This is a genomic window from Stutzerimonas chloritidismutans, assembly GCF_051486945.1.
Taxonomy (GTDB): domain Bacteria; phylum Pseudomonadota; class Gammaproteobacteria; order Pseudomonadales; family Pseudomonadaceae; genus Stutzerimonas; species Stutzerimonas chloritidismutans_B.
The window spans coordinates 949,330-970,451 of sequence record NZ_JAHVDX010000001.1 but is presented as its reverse complement, the minus strand read 5'-3'; the positions used below and the strand labels follow the sequence as shown (position 1 = coordinate 970,451).

General features: G+C 61.7%; 21 protein-coding genes. 10 read left to right on the top strand and 11 right to left on the bottom strand.

Annotated elements, in window-relative coordinates:
• Window positions 1-9 precede the first annotated feature (9 nt).
• The 8 genes from flgJ (at window position 10) to KXR72_RS04245 (ending at window position 7,157) form a co-directional block, all read left to right on the top strand.
• A complete protein-coding gene (flgJ, locus tag KXR72_RS04280; protein WP_437419857.1) occupies window positions 10-1,212 on the top strand; it encodes a flagellar assembly peptidoglycan hydrolase FlgJ in 1,203 nt (400 codons plus the stop codon).
• A gap of 2 nt (window positions 1,213-1,214) precedes the next feature.
• Window positions 1,215-3,203, top strand: a complete 1,989-nt coding sequence (flgK, locus tag KXR72_RS04275; RefSeq protein WP_437419856.1) for a flagellar hook-associated protein FlgK — start codon at window positions 1,215-1,217, stop codon at window positions 3,201-3,203.
• 11 nt (window positions 3,204-3,214) lie between these two features.
• Window positions 3,215-4,450, top strand: a complete 1,236-nt coding sequence (gene flgL / locus KXR72_RS04270; protein ID WP_437419855.1) for a flagellar hook-associated protein FlgL — start codon at window positions 3,215-3,217, stop codon at window positions 4,448-4,450.
• A gap of 196 nt (window positions 4,451-4,646) precedes the next feature.
• Window positions 4,647-4,958 (top strand): ComEA family DNA-binding protein, encoded by a 312-nt coding sequence (locus KXR72_RS04265; RefSeq protein WP_437419854.1) that lies wholly within the window; start codon window positions 4,647-4,649, stop codon window positions 4,956-4,958.
• A gap of 423 nt (window positions 4,959-5,381) precedes the next feature.
• The gene (locus KXR72_RS04260; protein ID WP_437419853.1) at window positions 5,382-5,846 is read left to right on the top strand and encodes a YkvA family protein; all 465 of its coding nucleotides are present in this window, start codon (window positions 5,382-5,384) and stop codon (window positions 5,844-5,846) included.
• A gap of 149 nt (window positions 5,847-5,995) precedes the next feature.
• Window positions 5,996-6,313 carry a helix-turn-helix domain-containing protein gene (locus tag KXR72_RS04255; protein WP_437419852.1) on the top strand — a complete coding sequence of 106 codons (318 nt, stop codon included), beginning with the start codon at window positions 5,996-5,998 and terminating at the stop codon, window positions 6,311-6,313.
• Window positions 6,310-6,690 carry a hypothetical protein gene (locus tag KXR72_RS04250; protein WP_437419851.1) on the top strand — a complete coding sequence of 127 codons (381 nt, stop codon included), beginning with the start codon at window positions 6,310-6,312 and terminating at the stop codon, window positions 6,688-6,690. The genes KXR72_RS04255 and KXR72_RS04250 overlap by 4 nt, the downstream gene beginning before the upstream one ends.
• The gene (locus KXR72_RS04245) at window positions 6,690-7,157 is read left to right on the top strand and encodes a sel1 repeat family protein (RefSeq protein WP_437420373.1); all 468 of its coding nucleotides are present in this window, start codon (window positions 6,690-6,692) and stop codon (window positions 7,155-7,157) included. Before KXR72_RS04250 ends, KXR72_RS04245 begins: the two co-directional genes overlap by 1 nt.
• Here the strand turns inward: KXR72_RS04245 and KXR72_RS04240 are convergent.
• Both KXR72_RS04240 and KXR72_RS04235 read right to left on the bottom strand, forming a co-directional pair.
• Complete coding sequence (locus KXR72_RS04240) at window positions 7,124-8,920, bottom strand: bifunctional diguanylate cyclase/phosphodiesterase (protein WP_437419850.1); 1,797 nt, start codon at window positions 8,918-8,920, stop codon at window positions 7,124-7,126. The genes KXR72_RS04245 and KXR72_RS04240 overlap by 34 nt on opposite strands.
• 92 nt (window positions 8,921-9,012) lie before the next feature.
• On the bottom strand, window positions 9,013-11,106 hold the full coding sequence (locus tag KXR72_RS04235) for a carboxy terminal-processing peptidase (protein ID WP_437420372.1): 2,094 nt from the start codon (window positions 11,104-11,106) through the stop codon (window positions 9,013-9,015).
• A 295-nt stretch (window positions 11,107-11,401) separates the two neighbouring features.
• Between KXR72_RS04235 and KXR72_RS04230 the strand changes: the two genes are divergently transcribed.
• Window positions 11,402-12,361, top strand: a complete 960-nt coding sequence (locus KXR72_RS04230) for an NAD(P)H-quinone oxidoreductase (RefSeq protein WP_437419849.1) — start codon at window positions 11,402-11,404, stop codon at window positions 12,359-12,361.
• Window positions 12,362-12,387: 26 nt separating this feature from the next.
• Here KXR72_RS04230 and KXR72_RS04225 read toward each other — a convergent pair whose 3' ends face one another.
• The 6 genes from KXR72_RS04225 to minC form a co-directional block, all read right to left on the bottom strand.
• Entirely contained in the window at window positions 12,388-13,677 is a 1,290-nt protein-coding gene (locus tag KXR72_RS04225) for a M18 family aminopeptidase (protein ID WP_437419848.1), read from the bottom strand.
• Between the two features lie 79 nt (window positions 13,678-13,756).
• Window positions 13,757-14,332: a class I SAM-dependent methyltransferase gene (locus KXR72_RS04220; protein WP_437419847.1), complete on the bottom strand. Its 576-nt coding sequence runs from the start codon at window positions 14,330-14,332 to the stop codon at window positions 13,757-13,759.
• Window positions 14,332-14,967, bottom strand: coding sequence for an RluA family pseudouridine synthase (locus KXR72_RS04215; protein WP_437419846.1), 636 nt, complete (start codon window positions 14,965-14,967; stop codon window positions 14,332-14,334). The genes KXR72_RS04220 and KXR72_RS04215 overlap by 1 nt, the downstream gene beginning before the upstream one ends.
• 73 nt (window positions 14,968-15,040) lie before the next feature.
• A complete protein-coding gene (gene minE / locus KXR72_RS04210) occupies window positions 15,041-15,298 on the bottom strand; it encodes a cell division topological specificity factor MinE (RefSeq protein WP_437419845.1) in 258 nt (85 codons plus the stop codon).
• Window positions 15,295-16,110, bottom strand: coding sequence for a septum site-determining protein MinD (gene minD / locus KXR72_RS04205; protein ID WP_437419844.1), 816 nt, complete (start codon window positions 16,108-16,110; stop codon window positions 15,295-15,297). Before minD ends, minE begins: the two co-directional genes overlap by 4 nt.
• 92 nt (window positions 16,111-16,202) lie before the next feature.
• A complete protein-coding gene (gene minC / locus KXR72_RS04200) occupies window positions 16,203-16,931 on the bottom strand; it encodes a septum site-determining protein MinC (RefSeq protein WP_437419843.1) in 729 nt (242 codons plus the stop codon).
• Between the two features lie 160 nt (window positions 16,932-17,091).
• Here minC and KXR72_RS04195 point away from each other — a divergent pair, with 160 nt between their 5' ends.
• Window positions 17,092-18,042 (top strand): lipid A biosynthesis lauroyl acyltransferase, encoded by a 951-nt coding sequence (locus KXR72_RS04195; protein WP_437419842.1) that lies wholly within the window; start codon window positions 17,092-17,094, stop codon window positions 18,040-18,042.
• Here the strand turns inward: KXR72_RS04195 and KXR72_RS04190 are convergent.
• The 3 genes from KXR72_RS04190 to KXR72_RS04180 all read right to left on the bottom strand — a co-directional run bounded on the left by KXR72_RS04190 (window position 18,032) and on the right by KXR72_RS04180 (window position 21,024).
• On the bottom strand, window positions 18,032-18,877 hold the full coding sequence (locus KXR72_RS04190) for a pirin family protein (protein WP_437419841.1): 846 nt from the start codon (window positions 18,875-18,877) through the stop codon (window positions 18,032-18,034). The genes KXR72_RS04195 and KXR72_RS04190 overlap by 11 nt on opposite strands.
• 91 nt (window positions 18,878-18,968) lie before the next feature.
• Window positions 18,969-19,724 carry an MlaA family lipoprotein gene (locus KXR72_RS04185; RefSeq protein ID WP_437420371.1) on the bottom strand — a complete coding sequence of 252 codons (756 nt, stop codon included), beginning with the start codon at window positions 19,722-19,724 and terminating at the stop codon, window positions 18,969-18,971.
• Between the two features lie 7 nt (window positions 19,725-19,731).
• Window positions 19,732-21,024 (bottom strand): serine/threonine protein kinase, encoded by a 1,293-nt coding sequence (locus KXR72_RS04180; RefSeq protein WP_437419840.1) that lies wholly within the window; start codon window positions 21,022-21,024, stop codon window positions 19,732-19,734.
• Window positions 21,025-21,122 lie beyond the last annotated feature (98 nt).

Below are 21,122 nucleotides of genomic sequence, written 5' to 3'. Positions count from 1 at the left end.
GACCGGGACATGGAAAATCGTCTGGGAACGGCTCGGCGTACGCCTGACAGTGGCAGCTACTCCGACCTGAATCGCTTGAACCAACTCAAGGTGGGCAAGGACCGTGACGGCGCCGAGAACGTGCGCAAGGTCGCGCAGGAGTTCGAGTCCCTGTTCATGAACGAGATGCTCAAGTCGATGCGGTCGGCCACCGAGGTCATGTCCCAAGACAATCCATTCAACAGCCAGGCCAGCAAGCAGTACCAGGACATGCACGACCAGCAGCTGTCGGTCACCTTGTCCAAAGAGGGCGGCGGCATTGGCCTTGCTGATGTGCTGATTCGCCAGCTGAGCAAACAGCAGGAACCCAGCGCGAAGCCCAATCCTTTCGCCCAGGTTGCGCAGACACAAGGCTCGAAGTGGTCGAGCAGCCCCGACGCGGCCGTTGCGAAGGTGGACCCGGCGCGCAACGACGTGCAGATGCTCAATCAGCGCCGCCTGGCCCTGCCGGGCCGGCTAATCGAGCGCAACCAGGCGGATGTCGCCGCGGCCGATGCGCCTGTCGGGCAGACGGCTCAAACCGCGCAGGCCGAGGCGGCCAAGCCGCTGGTCAACCTCGACTGGAAACCGGCGATCGCTTTTGCAGCACCGGCTGAGGCGCCGTTGACGATCAATGGCGTCGAGGCGAGCGTACCGAGCGCGCCGAGCAAGACACGCTTCAGTTCGCCGGCCGAATTCATCGCGACCATGTTGCCCATGGCCGAAAAGGCCGCCAAGCGGCTGGGCGTCGAGGCGCGCTTCCTGGTGGCACAAGCCGCGCTGGAAACCGGATGGGGCAAGTCGATGATCAAGCAGAAGGACGGCAGCAACAGCCACAACCTGTTTGGCATCAAGGCCACCGGCTGGCAGGGCGAGTCGGCGAAGGTCACCACCACCGAATACGTCAACGGCAAGGCGACCAAGCAAGTGGCAGGCTTCCGCGCGTACGACTCGTTCGAGCAGAGCTTCAACGACTATGTGCGATTGCTGGAAAGCAACGATCGCTACAAGCCCGCCGTTCAAGTGGCCAGCACCTCGGGCGACTCCGAGCGTTTCGTCAAGGAATTGCAGCGGGCCGGCTATGCCACCGATCCGCAGTACGCGAGCAAGATCAACCAGATCGCCCGCAAGGTTCAAACCTACCAGACCATCGCCGATGCCAGCACGGCGCCCACGACACGGACTAGAGGCTAATCATGGCTGACCTGTTGAATATCGGCCTGTCCGGGCTAAGCGCCAGCAAGACCCAGCTGTCCATCACTGGCCATAACATCAGCAACGTCAACACACCCGGCTTCAGCCGCCAGGACGCCTCGCAGGCGACTCGCACCCCGCAGTTCAGTGGTGCGGGGTACGTCGGTTCGGGTACGACGCTGGTGGAAGTCCGCCGCAGCTACAGTGAATTCCTCACTGCTCAGTTGCGCAGCAGCACGTCGCTGAGCAGCGACGTGGAAGCGTACAAGAGCCAGATCGACCAGCTCGACTCGTTGTTGGCCGGCAGTACCACGGGGATTACGCCATCGCTGCAAAAGCTGTTCTCTGCCTTGCAGACGGCCGCTGAGGATCCGTCCAATATCCCGGCACGCCAGCTCGTACTGGCAGAGTCCGAGGGCCTCGCGCGGCGATTCAATACGGTTTCCGATCGGCTGACCGAGCAGAACAATTTCACCAACAAGCAGATGGCGGCGGTCACCGATCAGGTCAACCGCCTGGCCGGCAGCATCGGCAGCCTGAACAACGCCATCGCCATCGCGGCGGCCAATGGGAAACAGCCCAATGACCTGCTCGATGCGCGGGACGAAGCGGTGCGCCAGCTGTCGACTTACATCGGCGTGACCGTCACGCCGCAGGACGACAGCAGCTTCAACATTTCCGTCGGCACGGGCCAGCCCCTTGTCGTTGGTGCCACCGTCAGCCGGTTGGAGGTCGTCCCCGGCCAGAGCGACCCGAACCGTCACGAAATCCAGTTCGTCAGCGGCAGTTCCCGCCAAGGCATCACCTCGCAGATCACCGGAGGCGAGCTCGGCGGATTGATTCGCTATCGGGAAGAAGTGCTGGACCCCACCCTGAACTCGCTGGGGCGCTTGGCGCTTGCCGTGAGCGATCAGCTCAATTCACAACAGACCCAGGGGCTCGATCTCAAGGGGCAGGTGGGTGAAGCGATCTTCGGCGATTACAACGCCGCGTCGCTGATGGGGCTGCGAGCAACGCCGTTCAGCAGCAACACGTCGGCCGCGGATGCCTCGTTGCGCATTACCGATACGCAGAACCTGACGGCCAGCGACTACCGCATGGAGTTCGACGGCACGAACTATACGGCCCGGCGGCTGAGCGACAACGCGAACATCAGCGTCACGCAGAACGCGGGGCCGCCCGCATTCCTTAGCTTTGCCGACAGTGCGGGCAAGGATCAGGGTTTCACCGTAGCCATCAGCGGAGCGCCGGCTGCCGGGGACAGGTTCTCGCTGCAGCCCACCCGCCGTGGCGCGACAGATATCAAAGCGGTGCTGGATCAAGCCGATCAGCTTGCCTTCGCCGCCCCAGTGCGCGCAGGGAGCAACCTGCAGAATGTTGGGACCGGCGTCATCAGCCAGCCTGGCACGACTGAGAGCGTCGATATGGCGGCCTTAAAGGCGGCCTTGGGTAGCGACATTACCTTGACCTACAACGCCGGCACGCCGCCGAGCATTACGGGAGCAGGGGTCACGCAGGTAAGCCCCGCCACGTTCACGCCGGGGCAGACCAACGAGCTCGCCATCGAAATCGACGGGCGCAGCTTCACCTTTACCGTGAGTGGCCGGCCACAAGCTGGCGACACCTTCACCATTGGCTTTAACAGCAATGGCGTCTCGGACAACCGCAACGCTTTGAACATGGTCAACCTGCAAACCAAGCAGACCATCGGCGCGGACCCGAGCGTGCCAGGGTCCGGCAAAAGTTTCACGGACGGTTATGGCGAACTGGTCGAGCGCGTCGGCACGCTGACGGCGCAGGCACGTATGGACAGCGAGGCGACGGGGGCAATACTCAAGCAGGCCACCGATAATCGTGACTCGCTGTCAGCAGTCAACCTGGATGAGGAGGCGGCTAATTTGATCAAGTTCGAGCAGTACTACAACGCCTCGGCTCAGATCATTCAAGTTGCGCGCACCATGTTCGATACATTGATCAGCACCTTCAGGTAAAAGGCCGGCTTATGCGCATCTCGACCTTGCAAGCATTCAACAACGGCGTGAACGGTATCCAGCGCAACTACGCCAATGCCACGCGCACCCAGGAGCAGATCAGCACCGGCAACCGGATTCTCACGCCAGCGGACGACCCCGTCGCTTCGGTTCGCCTGCTGCAACTCGAGCAGCAGCAGAGCGTGCTTGGCCAATACGATGCGAACCTGACGGCGGCCAAGAACAGCCTGACCCAGGAGGAGGTAACCCTCAATTCGGTCAACACCGTGCTGCAGCGTGTGCGCGAGCTGGCCGTGCAGGCCGGCAACGGTGCGTTGGATCCGCAGGATAGGAAGTCGATTGCCGCGGAGCTGGGCGAGCGCGAGGACGAGCTGCTGGCGTTGATGAACACCCGTAACGCGCGCGGTGAATACCTGTTCTCTGGGTTCCAGGGCAAAACTCAGCCCTTCGTCCGCGCCGCTGATGGCAGCTACAGCTACCAGGGCGATGAAGGGCAGCGCAAATTGCAAATCGCGAGTTCGCTGAACATCCCGATCAGCGACAGCGGTAAAGCCGTGTTTCAGGCCGTGACGAATGCGGGGCGAATCTCGATGAGCCCCGCTTCGAGCACCATCACAGCGCCTGCGGTCCGGTTGTCCGCACCGTTGGTTGACGATGAGGTCGCCTTTGCCGCGACAGATTTCCCTGCTGCTGGCTTCGAGGTGCGTTTCGATGCGACCGACCCGAAAGCGTACGAGGTATGGGAGGTGGGCGGCACCGTAGCGCTGCAGAGCGGTCGCCTGGATGATGACGATAAAAACAGTGACAAGCTCGTGTTTCGCGGCATGACCATTCAGATCGACGGCGCTCCGGCGGGTGGCGAAACCTTTACGTTCGCGCGCAACGGCGAGGAAAAGCAGGGCGTTCTCGACACCATTGCCAACCTGCGCAAGGCGCTCGAAGCGCCGGCAACCGATAACAATGGCGTGCGTGATGCCGTTGGCGTCGCCCTGACCAACCTTGATCACGGCATAGTTAGTGTCGACGCTGCGCGGGGAAACATTGGGGCGCGGTTGAACGTCATCGAAACCACCCAGACCGACAACCAGGACGTGACGCTCGTCAACAAGGACGTCCAGGCTGAACTGCGTGAGCTGGACTATGCCGAGGCGCTGTCAAGGCTGTCGCTGCAGACCGTGGTGCTCGAAGCGGCGCAGCAGAGTTACGTAAAGATCTCGGGGTTGAGCCTGTTCAATGTCATGCGCTGACGGAACATGAATCCCGGCGGGGGCCGGTGTTGATGCCCGTCAGGTGACCGATTCGGTACGTTGCCCACAATTCGATCTAGTCATGGTTCACATTACGAAGCATGCCGTTTGACTTAGTACGCCCAGCCCTTACATTGGCCGGGCGGCGCATGGAGTACCGCGCCGGTTAATTCCGACTTTCAAAAGGATGTGAAGCATGACCAAGTCTTTTCTTACTGCAGCATTTTTTGCCTTGTTCGCCAGCGTCTCGGTGGGCGCCAGTGCCGCTGATGTAGCGTCCGCCAAGCCGGCCGCCGTTGTGGCTCAGGTGGCAACCATCAACCTCAACGCAGCCGACGCGGATACCCTGACCCGTGAGTTGAACGGCATTGGTGCTACCAAAGCCAAGGCGATCATTGACTACCGCGATGCGCATGGCCCATTCAGCTCGGTGGACGAGCTGCTCGAGGTCAAAGGCATTGGCGCCGCCACCCTTGAAAAGAACCGCGGCAAACTTAGCGTCAATTAAGCCTCAGCAATGCCAAAGGCCGGTCATATGACCGGCCTTTTCGTTTCTGCGCGATAGGTCCTTCCATTTGCGATCACGAACGACTCGCCTGCTTCCGTTGTCGTTGTTAGAACCCTGGCCGAACGCGTATGGCTGGCGCAACGCTAAAATCGCATGAAAAATGGATTGACAGGCGCCGGTTATACACATTTAGGTTGCATGCGATGCAGTGCTATTCCATCTGCGTTGTGGTCGCGTACCGTTTTAACTAAGGCATTGTTTATAAAAGACTTTTCTCGACTGGATAAGAAACCGCCGATTTAACGGAAGGCCCCGTGACACGGGCGTTCGAGCCAATCATCCAATCTCTGTTCACAGACTTATCCACAGGATCTGTGGATAAGATCCCAGCCCAGACGGGCCGGTTGTTAGCGAGGATTCGACATGCCTGCACCTTGGACATTCTTCCGATATTTGCCACTGGCCAGCCGCGTGATTGCAAAGGGCAGGCTGCCAGCTGTGCTGATCGCTGTAGCGCGCAAGCGGTCATCCAAGGGCGGACTTTTAAAAGGGCTACGGGAAGACTTAAGTCTTTTGCAGGCGCTTTGCCTCGCCTGGTGGCGAGGTGAGTATCGGTCAGTTAGCCGGCCGGCCTTGATCGCAGCGGTGGCTGGGCTGCTGTATTTTCTGTCGCCTATGGACGCCATACCGGACTGGCTCCCTGGGTTGGGCTTCGTTGACGACTTAGCCGTGCTGGGTTGGGTGATGCGCAAGTGGTCCGGTGAGCTGGAGGCGTTCAAAGCCTGGCGAGCCAGACAACCCGCTAGCGTGCGAGAAAGCTTGGCGCACATGCCAGACACGAATGAATCGCTCGATGACGAATACGTCAGCCCTGGAAAAGGGCGCTAACGCGACGCGATCTACAAGGATTAATACCTAACTGGTCGATAAGCGGAGCTTTCCGGCTTTCGCCAAGTGAGGCCTCCTTGGCTAAAAATCTCTGCCCAGGCTGTTAACATTCCGCTCATCAATTACGGCAATCGGAGCGGAGAAAGCGGATGAGCGTTCAGGTCATCATGCGGGATGGGTCGCCGGAATATGCAGTGTTGCCCTGGGACGAGTACCAGGCGCTTTTAAGTGCAGTGGGGCAGCGTCAGGAGGTGTCTCAAGCAACCCCCGTTTCGATGCCTCCCTTCCAACAGCTGGCGGCGCTGCGGGAGACGCGTCAGCTCAGCCAGGCTGACCTGGCGCGCGCGGTTGGCATCAGTCCGGCTTACCTGGCGCTAATCGAATCTGGTGAGCGCGACCCTGGCGATGCGATACGCAGCGCTCTGGCGCGCGCCCTACAGATTGGTGGGTGGGAGCAGCAAGCGTGAGCGACGCCGCTTCCTCGATCCGGATCAGCCGTTCACACTGGCAGGCGCTTGTTCATGAACTGTCCGAAGCGAGGCGTCAGCGCCACCTGGTGACCTACAGGGCGCTCGTCGAGCGACTTCAATTACCAACGCCGGCCATGCAGACGCTGACAGCAGCGCTCGAACACTTGGCCGCGCTCGATGCCCGCGCCGATCGCCCGTTGCGCAGCGCGCTGGTCATAAGCCAGGGTGCTGACCGGCTGCCGCGTACCGGGTTCTTCGAGTGCGCCACGCGCCTGGGCCGCTTCTCCGGGCCAGTGGATGGGCCGGTAGCAGCGTCCTGGCACGCCGGTGAGGTGGCCAGAGTTTTCGAGTTCGACTATCCCGAGGTTCCATGATGGTGTTGAAGCTACGAGCGCGCCTCGGCTATTGGACTGCGCGAAAACTCATGGCATCTCGCTGGGCAGTCCAGCAGCCCAAGCTGTGGCGCTGGATGGAAGGCCAGTTTGCGCGCAAGGCAGCACTGGGTGATCGCGCCGCGCAAAGTTTCTATGGGCATATCTTGCTTTTCCGAGGGCAAGGGTCCGGGGCCAGGCGAGAGGGCATCCGCCTGCTGCGCTTAGCCGCCGAGGCGGGCGATGGGAAAGCGGCGTACCAGATGGGGGTCGTTGCGCTAAGCGAGGACGCCACGCACGGGCCGGACGGCGCCCAGGCTGCTCGCTGGTGGAAACTGGCACTCGATGCCGGTCACCCACTCGCGGCGACGCGGTTGGCTCAGTTGTATCAGGCCGGAGGTCACGGGCTGGAAGCGGACCGTGACCAGGCGGAACGCTATAGGGCCAGCGCGGCGCGGGTCGGGCTTTGAAACGAGTGCTGGGCCAGGGATTGGGTGTCGAGCACGTGCATGCTGAACCCTGGCTTCTGCTTGGCGCTGCGCTTGGCCTCCGAGGCGAGTGCCGCCAGGCGGTCAGCATCCATATTCGTCCTGCTGCCAGGCCGCAGGCTGACAGCGCCAACGGATAGCGAAAGCAGCGAAAACTGCTCCTCACCCCCTTGGCGGCCCTCCGCTACGAAGCAGCCAGCGGCCAGATGGTCCTCTCGATAGAACGGCCTGCAGCGTTTTTCGAATGCCTCGAACAATTGTTCGATCCGGATCGACCAGTCAGTGGATTGCATCACCAAAAGGAAGTCATCCCCACCGATATGGCCCACGAAATCGCAACCGGGATCGATCTGTTCGTCGAGGCAGCGAGCCAGGCACAGCAACACTTCATCGCCCTTGGCGTAGCCGTAGAGGTCGTTGAAGGGCTTGAAGTGGTCGATGTCGACGTAGCAAATGACCGCCTCGCGGTCTTGCCTCAACAGGCGTGTGAGGCATTGCTGGATCGGGACATTGCCCGGGAGCAGGGTGAGCGGATTTGCATGGCGCGCCTGTTGGATCTTCATCTCGGTGATCAACTTGAGTACGTCGATCACCCGGCCAAGCCCGTGATAGCGGCCTTCCTGAGTGATGACGAAATCTTCTTCGATACGTTGCCGGGCGCGGCTGGTCAATAGGCGGCTGACCTGCTGAAGTGACTGGCTCGACTCCACGGCGAGAAAGTCATGGCTCATCAAGCGGCTGATAGGTTTGCGCGCGAGCAGGTCGGTTGCGAACGGCTTGAGCAGGGCGTCGGACAGTAGGTTTCGGTGCACGATGCCGACCGGCACCTCCATGGCGTCCAACACGGCGACTGAGTTCAGGTTGGCCTGCATGCGAAACAGCGTCAGCACATCGGCAATCGGGCACGTGGCCTGGACAGCTAACTGTTTGAGCACCAGGACCGAAAGATCCGGCTCGTCACTGAGCGATTCATCCCGTTCAGCGCTAGACGGCAAGAGCTTGACGAAGCCGGTATCTGGCTGCTCTACCGGGCGGCCGAGCAGGTAGCCCTGAACCAGGTCGATACCCATGTCAGCAAGCACGCGCAGCTCTTCGTGTAGCTCGATGCCTTCAGCGATAACCTGAGCTTGGGATGTTCGTGCGATTTTCAGAATGGACCCAACGAACTCACGCTTTACGGCGTCGCGGTGGATGCCGTCTATGAAGTAGCGATCGATCTTGACGTAGTCCGGCCGCAGTTCCGACCACATCCGCAGGCTGGAGTAACCGGCGCCGAGGTCATCCAGAGCGATGGAAAAACCCATGTCCCGGTAGTGGTGGAGCGCCGCGTCGAGCAGTTCGAAGTCATCCGTTGGGGTCTGTTCGGTCAGCTCGATGACGACCTGTGACGGTGCGATTCCGTACTGCTCCAATAGCTCCAGGGTGCGCCCTGGCTTATGGGTCACGTCGAGCAGCGTCTCCGGCGATACGTTCAGGAACAGCTTCCCTTGGAGATCGAGCTGGCTGTAGCGGCGCGAGGCGCATTCGCGGCAGGTCATCTCAAGCTCATTGAGGCGCCCGGCATGGCGCGCGGCTGCCAGCAGGTTGATCGGGGAGTGCAGCGAAGTGTTGGAAGGCCCGCGGCTCAATGCCTCGTAGCCGAGGATGCTACGACCTGAAAGCGAAACGATGGGCTGGAAGAGGGTAGTGATGTCGCCGTGAGCCAGAATGCCATTCAGCGTGCTCAACTGCTCGGTGACGGTCATGATCATCTCGATATGCGTGAAATGCGAGGGGCCGCACATGGCGGCCCCCGTATTTACGACGCAAATGATGTCACTTTGATGACAGTCTCGTGTTACGGCTCGCCAGTGTTGTTCTTGGCCATGGCGTGCTCGAGGTTGAGGTAGTCCAGCAGGATGTGGCCGCTCTCGGTGAGGTAGGCATCATCTTCCGGCTTGATTTTCTCCTCGTCATGCGGGGTGTTTTCATCCTCGCGCTCGAGTTTCGCCAGTGGCTCCTCACCCTTCGCCTGCCGCCGTGCATTCTCGAGCGTGAGCTGTTGCTGTTCGATGCGCTCTTGCTGCGCCTTGCGCTTTTCTTCGTTCAGGGTCACGGACGTTTCAAGGGCCAATTCCTGCGCAAGTGCCAGACGGTCACGGGTAAAGACGAAATCGGCATTGTCACCTGTCCGCTGGTCATGGCGAGACTTGAGCTCCGCCAGGAAAGGCTTGAAAGGATTCATGTCAGGCGTAATGGCGGCGCGAATGCTGTCCCAGGGCATGGCCTCGGGCAGTGCGCTCTCGCCGATTTCCTTGGTATCGACATCCGCTGGATATGAGATATCCGGAATCACACCCTGATGCTGCGTACTCTGTCCAGACACTCGATAGAACTTGGCCAGGGTCAGTTTGAGTTCACCATGGTTCAACGGCTGCACGGTCTGGACGGTGCCCTTGCCGAAGGTTTGACCGCCGAGGATCAGGGCACGGTGGTAATCCTGCATGGCGCCAGCAAAGATTTCCGAAGCGGAGGCCGACAGGCGATTGACCAGTACGGCCAGCGGGCCCTTGTAGAAGGCCCCCTTTTGCTCGTCAGCCAGCACGTCCACACGGCCGTCGCTGTTGCGGACCAGGACGGTTGGCCCTTGGTCGATGAACAGGCCGGTCAGCTCGGTAGCTTCCTGAAGCGAGCCGCCGCCGTTGTTGCGCAGATCAATGACCACGCCATCGACCTTTTCCTGCTCCAGTTCGGTAAGCAGCTTCCGCACGTCGCGCGTTGTGCTCTTGTAATCCTTGTCACCGGCGCGCAGCGCTTTGAAGTCCAGGTAGAAGGCCGGGATCTCGATGACGCCCAGCTTGAAGTCCCGCCCTTCATGCGTCAGGTTCAGCACCGACTTCTTGGCCGCCTGTTCTTCCAGCTTGACGGCCTCGCGGGTTATGGCAACCACTTTGCTGCTCTGGTCGTTGGGCGCATTGCTGGCGGGGATGATCTCCAGGCGAACGACCGAGCCCTTTGGACCGCGAATCAGCTTGACGACCTCGTCGAGGCGCCAGCCAATCACGTCGACCATTTCGTCGCCGCTCTGGCCGACGGCGATGATCTTGTCAGCGGGCGCGATCTGCTTGCTCTTCTCGGCCGGGCCAGCCGGCACCAGGCGCACGACCTTGACGTGTTCGTTGTCGCTCTGCAGGACTGCGCCGATGCCCTCCAGGGACAGGCTCATGTTGATGTCGAAGTTCTCAGCGTTGTCCGGCGACAGGTACTGCGTGTGCGGATCGTAAGACTGCGCGAAGGCATTGATGTAGGTCTGGAACACGTCCTCGCCGCGTGTCTGCTCGAGGCGTGACAGCTGCGCCTTGTAGCGTTTCGTCAGCAGTTCCTCGATCGCCTTGGGTTCCTTGCCGGCGAGTTTGAGGCGAAGGACCTCGTCTTTGACGCGCTTGCGCCACAGGTCGTCCAGCTCCGCCTCGTCCTTTGGCCAGGCAGCGTTTTCGCGATCGACCAGTAATTCCTCGTCAAGGGTGAAATCGAAGCTGTCGACGCCTTTGTCCAGCAGGGAAAGCGCGTACTGCAGCCGGTCGCGCAGCCGCTCGAGCTGAACCTTGTAGATGGCAAAGCCGGGCTCAAGGTTGCCGTTGCGCAGGAAATCATCGAACTGAGTGCGCCAAGCCTTGAATTGCTCGATGTCGCCAGCGGTGAAGTAGCTGCGCGCGGGATCGAGCATCTCGATATAGCTGTCAAAGATCTTTGCCGAGCGTGCGTCGTTCAGCGGCGGCTTGTTGTAGTGGTGCCGCTTGAGCAACTCGACGACGTTGAGGCTGGCGATGACCTGATCGCGGTCCGGCTGCAAGTAGTCCCAGTGTTGGCCCTCGTTGGGCTTGGCTAGCGTGATCGAGGCCTGCAGGCCCATCAGCAGCGCGAGTGCGCCTGCCGTCAAGCTGCGTTTCAGTTCGAAGGTACGGCGCGTGGCTTGGTTATAACGCATATAGGGCCATCATGTTCAGGGGCCGGGACGAGGTGTCCGACGGTAATAACAACAGCCCGATGGTAACTGCCCGCTGGCTTGCATGACAGATCGCGGTTCACAGTTGCAGGCAGCGTTACCTGAAGACACCGTGCCCCTCACCGAGGTTTCACGCGGGAGGATCGGCAGGTAGCCTTGTTCGGGCGATCTATCGAAAAGCCTGCATCGCCAGCGTAAAAGCGGTTGGGCGGGCACAGGTACGAATCACTATGGAGGCAGCATGAAGGCATTGCAAGGCATCGAAGGGCAGCTGGAGTGGACCGAGCGCAGCGCTCCGGAATGCGGGGCGGGGCAGGTTCGCATTCGCGTCGCGGCGGCCGGCCTCAACCGGGCCGACCTGTTGCAGCGGGCTGGGCATTACCCGCCGCCGCCAGGCGTTACCGATATCCTTGGGCTGGAATGTGCGGGCGTGGTCAGCGAAGTCGGCAGCGGGGTGACGCACCAAGTGGGCGACCGGGTGTGCGCTCTGCTGGCTGGAGGCGGTATGGCTGAAGAGGTCGTGGTCGATGGCCGTCATGCACTGCCGGTGCCGGAAGGGCTTTCACTGACCGAGGCTGCCGTGATTCCGGAAGTCTATGCAACCGCCTGGCTGAACCTGTTCCGCCTGGGAGCCATCCAGCCCGGCGAGAAGGTGCTGCTGCATGCGGGTGCCAGTGGCGTCGGGTCAGCGGGTATCCAATTGTGCAAGGTGTTCGGCAATCCGTGCTGGGTCAGCGTGGGGTCGGCAGAGCGGCTTGCGTACTGCGAATCCCTTGGTGCCCAGGGCGGTGTCCTGCGCGAAGAGTCCTTGGATGCACTCAAGGATTTCGGACCGTTCGACATGATCCTCGACCCGGTCGGCGCCAAATACGCCGCGCTGAACACTCAGCTGCTCGCCGTTGACGGGCGTTGGGTGATTATCGGTTTGATGGGCGGGCGCAAGGCCGAAATGGATCTGGCTGGGCTGCTCGCCAAGCGCATCCAGGTCATTGGCTCGACGCTACGCAGTCGTGACGCTGATTCCAAGGCTTCGCTGCTGGCCGAGCTGAAAGACAAAACCTGGAAGCTGTTCACCGACAAGACCCTCTCGACCCGACTGGAACGCAGCTTCGCGATCAAGGATGTCGAAGCTGCGTTCGCCGCGCTGGCAAGCAATCAGGTTTCCGGCAAGGTCGCGCTGGTCATCGACGACAGCCTCTGACGGCGGGGCGAGCCCGCCGCGGTGACTCAGGGCAGTTCGGCGCTCGAATAGAAGGCGCCGAGCACCTTGACCAGCTGCGCTAGATCCTGGCTGCCGGCCAGCTCGCGGATCGAGTGCATGCCAAACGTGGGCAAGCCTATGTCGACCGTGCGGACGCCGAGCTGGCTAGCCGTGATGGGGCCGATCGTCGAGCCGCAACCCATATCGCTTCGGGTCACGAAGCTTTGTACCGGCACTTCGTTCTCCAGGCATAGGTGACGGAAGAAACCGGCGGTTTCGCTGCTGGTGGCATAGCGCTGGTTGCTGTTGACCTTGATTACCGGGCCGGCGTTGAGTTTCGGGCCGTGATTACCGTCATGTTTGTCAGCATAGTTCGGGTGTACGGCGTGGGCGTTGTCGGCCGAGATGAGCAGCGAGCGGTTGATGCTGCGCTGGAAGCCATCGCCATCGGGCAGTACGCGACGCAGGACTTGTTCGAGAAACGGGCCGTCCGCACCGCAAATGGAGGCCGAGCCGACTTCTTCATGGTCGGTGCAGACGAGCACGCAGGTCTCTTCCCCGCCAGCACGCAGTAAGGCTTGGAGACCGGCAAAGCAGGACAGCAAATTGTCCAGGCGCGCACCGGCAATGAAATCACGGTTCAGTCCGACGACCGCTGCCGGCTGGGTGTCATAGAAGCTCAGTTCGAAATCCAGGACGACGTCAGCAACCAAGCCGTGCTCACGGCTCAACTGATCGGCGAGCAGCGCGCGGAAGTCCGGGCGCTCTTCGCTGGCTACCTGCGCGAGTACCGGTGGCAGCTCGTTCTGGGCGTTGATCGCCCAGCCCTGATTGGCTTCACGATTGAGGTGGATGGCCAGGCTCGGAATCACTGCGATCGGCAGCTGGAAGTCAATCAACTGGCTTTCGATTCGGCCATCGCGGCTGTAGGTGACGCGCCCGGCCAGTGATAGGTCGCGGTCGAACCAGGGCGCGAGCAGGGCGCCACCATAGACTTCGACGCCAAGCTGCCAAAAGCCTTGGCGTTGTAGCTCCGGCTGCGGCTTGACCCGAAGGCAGGGGCTGTCCGTGTGCGCGCCAACCAGGCGAACCCCGTGCTCGGTGACCGGCTTGGTGCCCAGTTGAAAGGCGATGATTGCTGAGTCGTTACGTGTGACGTAATAGCGGCCACCGGCTTCGGTCTCCCAGGTGTCCTTTTCGTCCAATGCCTTGAAACCGGCCGCCTGCAGGCTGCGAGCGAGGCTGCGTGTGGCATGGAAGGGCGTTGGGGACGCCTTGAGGTAGTCGATCAGACCCAGGTTGAGTTCGTCGCGCATGAGGAGCTCCTGACTGCAAGGCTTGAAAGTCTATCCCATTGGCTGTCGCTGTTGCTGCGGCGGACTGCATCGAGATCGCTCATCCATTGCGGCGGGCAATTACTTCGAAGAGATGCCAATGTTTGGCATGGCCCACGGCGGTTTTGCCGTCATATTCGAACTCGTTCAGCTCCAACACCGTCCAGCCTGCTGTCAGCTCCACCAGTTGGTCGCGGCTATGAATGATTAGGCCTCTTCCTGCCCAGTCATCACGCGGACCAAGAAAGTGTCCGCTGAACAGTCCCTCAGTGCGTAGAGCCGTGGCGATTCGTTGCCACACGCCTGAAAACTCATCGGGTTGGCAGAACGGCAATGCGAAGCTTGCATTGATGAAATCTGCCGCCGGTAGTGCCGTGCTGTCTTCAAACTCTCGGCAGAGCGTAGTGAGCATCTGGTCCTGATGGGCTGGCGCCTGCTCTCGAAGCGCCGCTAAAGCCCGTGGGTCCCTGTCGAGGGCAGTGACTTTCCAGCCGGCTCTGAGCAGCGCCAGGCTGTCGCGTCCTGCTCCGCAGCCGAGATCGAGCGCTCGACCTGGGGGTTGCGTCCATAGATGGAGCGCCTTGCGTAGGGTGGGATGCTCTGGGGCACCTCGAGTCGCATCCAGAAAATCGCGCATCAAAACGGCGCCGGGCACTCGAAACGCAGACGCTCGCCCGTTCCTGGGTGGGTCAGGGTGAGCATGCTGGCATGCAGGCAGAGCCGGTCATGCGCGGCGAGGGCCTGCTCATGAGCGTAAAGGCGATCGCCGAGCAACGGGTGGCCGATGGACAACATGTGAACACGCAATTGGTGCGAGCGCCCGGTGATGGGCGTCAGCTCGACCCGGCTGTAGTGACCCTGGCGTTCCAGCACGCGCCAGTAGGTGAGGGCGTGCTTGCCCAGTTCATGGTCGACGACATGGCGTGGCTTGGTTGGAGGGTCATAGCGCAAGGGCAAGTCGACACTGCCGCTGTCCTGTTCCGGCTCGCCCCAGCACAGGGCGGTATAGGCTTTCTCGGTTTCCCGGTCGTGGAACTGGCGAGACAGCTCACGATGGCTGTCGGGGTCACGGGCGAGGACGATCAGGCCGGATGTTTCCCAGTCCAGGCGATGCACGATCAGCGCTTCGGGAAAGCCGTTTTCCTGCAGGCGGGTAACCAGGCAATCCCTGTTGTCCTCGGCGCGGCCGGGAACGGAGAGCAGGAGTGTGGGCTTGTTGATCACCAGCAGGGCAGGGTCCTGGTGGACGATCTGGATATTGCTCAAGGGCATTTGGAATCCCAGAAACGAAATCGGCGACCGGGCAGCAATGCCCTGGTCGCCGATCAGCCGCAAGGCCGGTCTGTCAACGATCCGGCAAGGTGATGTTCAGCTCGAGGATCGAGCAGCTGCCTTGATCTTCGAGGGCAACCTGCACCTGGTCGTTGTCGATGTTGACGTATTTGCGGATCACCTCGACCAGCTCCTTCTGCAATGCTGGCAGGTAGTCTGGCTGAGTACGCTGGCCGCGCTCGTGCGCGACGATGATCTGCAGGCGTTCCTTCGCGATGTTGGCTGGCGTTTCCTTCTTCTTGCGTTCGCGGAAGAAGTCGAGGAAGTTCATTCGCGACCTCCAAACAGCCGTTGCAGGAAGCCCTGCTTTTTCACGTCAAGGAAGCGATGGCTGACTTCCTTACCCAGGAGACGGTCAACCGCGTCGCTGTAAGCCTGTCCGGCGTCGCTCTGGTCATCGAGGATGACCGGCACGCCCTGGTTCGAAGCCTTGAGCACGGCCTGGGATTCAGGAATGACGCCCAGCAGACGGATCGACAGGATTTCCTCGACGTCCTCGACGCCGAGCATCTCGCCCTTGACCACGCGCTCGGGGTTATAGCGGGTCAACAGCAGGTGCTCCTTGATCGGCTCTTCGCCGTTCTCAGCGCGGCGCGACTTGCTCGCCAGCAGGCCTAGCATGCGGTCGGAGTCGCGTACCGAGGAGACTTCCGGGTTGGTCACGACGATGGCTTCGTCGGCGAAGTACATCGCCAGGTGGGCACCTTTCTCGATGCCGGCAGGCGAGTCGCAGATGACGTATTCGAAGCTTTCGGCGAGCTCGTCGATGACTTTGCCAACGCCTTCCTGGGTTAGCGCGTCCTTGTCGCGGGTCTGGCTGGCGGCCAATACGTACAGGTTCTCGAGGCGCTTGTCCTTGATCAGGGCCTGGGTGAGCGTAGCGTCGCCCTGGATCACGTTGACGAAGTCGTACACCACGCGGCGCTCACAACCCATGATCAGGTCGAGGTTTCGCAGGCCGACATCGAAGTCGACGATGACGGTCTTGTGGCCGCGCAGAGCGAGGCCGGTACCGATGGCGGCGCTGGAAGTGGTTTTACCGACGCCACCCTTGCCGGAAGTGACTACGAGGATCTTGGCCAAGGTGATTCACCCTAAAAATGGAGGTCGGGTCCCGTGCCGTTTCGGCCTTGAGGATGCCCGTTCTGGTGCTTGAAAAATTGCGGCAGTATCCGTTAAAGGCGGGTGATGTTCAACACATCGCCGGATAGCTTCATCTGTACGGCTTCGGCCCAAAGAGGGTCCCGCCTGAGGTCCTCGGCGACCTTGTACTGCCCGGCAATCGAGACCATTTCCGCCGCCAGTTGCTGGCAGAAAATGCGTGCATTGACGTCGCCCTTGATACCGGCCAGGGCGCGCCCGCGCAGCGGACCGTACACATGGATATTGCCGTCGGCGAGAAGTTCCGCGCCGGGACTGACGGCGGATAGCACGATGAGGTCGCCGCCCTGGGCGTAGACCTGTTGCCCGCCGCGGATCGGCGTTGTCACCACGCGAGTCGGACGATACACCGGTTCGGCGGGCTTGGGCGGCTCCGCGGCGGCCTTGAAGATGTCGAGTTTGCGTTCGCGCGCGCCGGACGGGGGCAACACGGGCAGGTCCAGCCCGCCGGCGGCCTCGATGACCTTCGGGTCGCCGGCACGCAGCGCCAAGGTGCGCAGGCCGTGCTTGCGGCAAAGCGCGATGAGCGCCGGCAGGTCAGGCGTGGTATCGGCGGGCAACTTATCCAGCGCCAGCACGAGCGGCGTATTGTTGAAGAAGTCCGGCGCCTGCTCCACCTTCAGGGTCAGCTGCTGGTCGAGGCGTTCGAGGTCGTGTTGCGCGAGCTCCAGCACGGTGATGGCGAGCATGCTGCCCTTGAGCTGGAACACGGGCGTCTGGTCGTTGGATTCGGCTTGGCTCATGGTCTGCCTGCTGCGGTAAATGGCGAGGACTTATAACGGGGGTGACGATCGCCTGCAAGCCCACGCGCGGCAAGCGCAGCGCTGCCACGCATCGAGACGCAGCGGCATCGCCGGCTGGTTTGCCGCTAGAATGTCCGCTTTTATCGGTTCGAGCTTGCTGATGGATCGTCCCCGCTTCAGTACATCCTTCCTCCATCCACGCTTCTGGCTGCTATGGCTGGGGTTAGGCCTGCTCTGGCTGCTGGTGCAATTGCCTTATCGGGTACTGCTGGTGTTGGGGCGAGCGGTGGGGGCCGTCATGTACCGCGGCGCTCGATCGAGGCGCCACATCGCCCGGCGCAACCTGCAACTGTGCTTTCCAGAGCTCAGCGATGTGCGGCGCGAGGCTCTGCTCAAGGAAAACTTCGCCTCCACCGGCATCGCTCTGTTCGAGATGGCCATGAGCTGGTGGTGGCCCCGCGCCCGCCTGCAGCGCTTGGCACATATCGAAGGCCTTGAACATCTGCAGAAGGCTCAGGCGGAAGGGCAGGGCGTGATCCTCATGGCGCTGCACTTCACCACGTTGGAAATCGGCGCCGCGCTGCTTAGCCAGCGGCACACCATCGACGGCATGTACCGCGAGCACAAGAACCCCTTGTTCGATTTCGTCCAGCGGCGCGGCCGCGAGCGGCATAACCTGGACGCCAGCGCCATCGAGCGCGAGGACGTGCGAACCATGCTCAAGGTTCTGCGTGCCGGGCGCGCGATCTGGTATGCGCCGGACCAGGATTACGGTCGAAAGCAGAGCCTGTTCGTGCCCTGGTTCGGCATCAACGCCGCGACCGTGACGGCGACTACCAAGTTTGCCCGCTTGGGCCGTGCGCGGGTGATCCCCTACACCCAGGTGCGGCTGGCCGATGGAACTGGCTATCGGATGGTCATCCACCCGCCGCTCGGCGACTTTCCGGGCGAGAGTGAGGAAGCAGATTGCCGACGCATAAACGAATGGATCGAGGATGCGGTCAGGCAGCATCCCGAGCAGTACTTGTGGGCGCATCGCCGCTTCAAAACCCGGCCAGAAGGCGAGCCTAACCTGTACCGCAAATTGCCGAAGAAGCCGCTCAGCTTGTAAAGACGCCGTCGCGAACGTCGCGCAGGGCCTGCTCGATCTCCTCGCGGCTGTTCATCACGAAGGGGCCGTACTGCACGACAGGCTCGCCGATCGGCCGCCCGGCGATCAACAGAACCCGCGCTCCCGTGTCGCTCGAAAGCCTGAGCTCGCCTTCGTCGCTCAGCCGCGCCAGCTGGCGCGTGCCAACCCTCTTGCCGGCCACGGTCAAAGCGCCTTCGAATACGTAGAGCATGAGCCGGTGCCCTTCAGGAACCGCCGGCGATAGCGCCGCGCCGGCCGGCAAGGCCAAGTCAAAAAGCTGCGGTTCGGTATCGGGACGCTGCACGGCGCCGGGTTGCTCGACGCCCTCAGCGGCGAAAGTGCCGGCGACAACTACGGCCTCCACGCCATTGGGCAGGCTGATGCGGGGGATGTCCTGCGGGGCATAGTCTCGGTAATCCGGGGCCTGCATTTTGCTTTTTGCCGGCAGGTTGAGCCAGAGCTGAAAGCCGCGCATCAGGCCTTTTTCCTGTTGCGGCATTTCGCTATGGATCACGCCGCGGGCTGCGGTCATCCACTGCACGGCGCCAGGTTCGAGAAGCCCGACGTTGCCCAGATGATCCTCGTGGCGCATGCGGCCTTCGAGCATGTAGGTCACCGTCTCGAAGCCACGGTGCGGGTGAGGCGGAAAGCCGGCAATGTATTGGTCGGGATCGTCCGAGCCGAACTCGTCGAGCATCAGGAAGGGATCGAACCGCTCCAGGGCCGACCCGCCGAACACGCGAGTCAGGCTGACGCCAGCTCCATCAGAGGTGGCTCGACCAGTTTCGATGGCTATCACTTCGCGCAGGGACATGGATTTACTCCTCTATCGATGCGCGCCAGCCTAACGCGAGGCTGTCGATGCATTAGCGCGATTTCAGGATGTAACGCATCGAGCGGCTCGATCATTCGCTGATCTGCAATTCCCTCGCACGGGTGTAGACGTAGCGCACTTTCTCGTACTCGAACGGAGAGTTCAGTTGGCCATAGCGCAGGCTGGTGGTGTGCCGGATATCGATCAGGCGCAGCGCCGTAAGCCCGAATTCGCCGCCGCTGGCGTCGGCATAGCTGAAATAGTCCACCTGGCGCTCGATGCCGAAATCGGCGACCTGGCCAGTGGTGTCCCTCAGGTTGGACGGCCCCAGCGCCGGCAAAATGATGTAGGGGCCGTGTGGCACGCCATAGAAGCCAAGGGTCTGGCCGAAATCTTCCCGAGCACGTGGCAGGCCCATGCGGGTGGCCGGGTCCCAGACGCCACCAACGCCGAGGATGGTATTGAACAGCAGCCTGGCCGTGGTGGTCATCGCGCGTTCGCCCTTCAGTTGCGCAAGGCTGTTGAACAGCGTCGGGATCTCGCCCAGGTTGTTGAAGAAGTTGCTGACGCCAGTGCGCACGACCCTCGGCGTGACATAGCGATAGCCACGAACTGCCGGCAGCATCACCAATTGGTCCAGCCGGTAGTTGAAGTAGTACATCCGCCGGTTGAACGACTCCCAGGGATCATAGATGTTCAGGGCATCGAAGGTGGCGCGCTCGAATTCGCGCTGGTCCAGGCCGGGATTGAATTCCAGCGTGCGCAGTGGATGCGTGAAGCCGTCTTCGTCGGCGTTCGGCGTCTGGCCATGGGCAATGCTGCTGGCTAGCAGCAACAGGGCAAGCAGTTGACGTCTAGCCACGAAAGAACTCCAGCATGTGTTGAACGTTGACGCGGTAGTCGAGGTTGCCGCAGTGGCCGCCGCGCGGGTAGAGCGTCATGCGGTCGCCGAAGGTGCGCCGCAGGAACCCGAGGTCCCCTGCGCCCAGGATGATGTCGTCGGCGTTGTGCATGACGGCGATTTTCGGACTGTTGCGCAGGTAATTCTCCAGCGCGTATAGGCTGACCTGGTCGACCAGTTGGGTCAGGCTGCCCCCATCGGTTTGCGCCCGCCACATGGGGATTAGTTGCTCGGTGAGGTAGCAATCGAAGTCGCACTGTAGGGCGCGGCGGAAGAACGGCTCCAGGCTGGTGCCTTCATCGATCGGGTAATCCGGCGGCACGATCAGCCCGCGCCGATTAATGAGGTCGGACGTGAAGGCGATATCGGCCGCCGAGAAGCGAAATACCGAGCCGATCAGCATCGCCATCTGTTCATCGGTCAGGCGTAGCTCCGAGCGCTGGAAGTCGAACAGCAGGGCCGCGTCGAGGTCGATGCGACCTTGCTGATGGAAGTAGCGCGTCAGCTTTTCGAAAATCAGTTCGTAGAATGTCGTGGTGCTGTCCACGTCGGCGACGCGGGTCTGCACCAGTTTGTCGAGATTGTTGATAGACGTCTGCAAGTTGACCGGAGGGTTGATCAGCAGCACGCGATCGAAATCGAAGCTGCGCCGGGTTTCGTCGAGCTGGCTCACGAAGGCCGCGTTCAGCGCGCCAAGGCTGTAGCCGACAAGGTTGAAACCGGTCACGGGCAATTCATGCTGCTGCGCCCGAATCGCCTGCATCACGCGGTACATGTCCTTGGCATCGTTGGGGCTGTAACCGGGCGTGGCGTAGCGTGAGGCCGAGGCGATGAAGTCGAAGCTGGTCGGCGATGACAATTGCACGACGTGATAGCCCGCTCCATAGAAGATGCGCTTGAGCGTTTCGCTCTTGCCGGCCGAGTAGCTGGCGCCGGTGCCGGCAATGATGAACATCAGCGGGGCAGGGCCGCGCTGGCGGGCCAGCCGGTAGGTCAGCCGCTTAACGGCCCAGAAGTTGTCCGGCAGAGTGAATTCGCGCTCGGGGCGCAGCCGCAGGCTGTAGTCGCGCTGGTCGATATCGTCGTCGGTAGGGGTCTCGGCGCGCAGCTCGACAGGTGTCGTGGCAATGGTGGCTTCGAACGGATTACTCAGTGGGTAGCCGTAGTCTTCGACGCTGATGTCCGCCGCGAGGGTGGGCAAGCTCAGCAGCGCGAGCAGGGCCGTCAGGCACAGCGACAAACGCATGGATGTTCTCCGGGTGGCGGGTGGGGTATCCGGCGCGGCCGGATGGGCACGTCTGGGTATAGGCTCTATCGTCGTCGTCCTCAGTTTCCCTTGTGTTC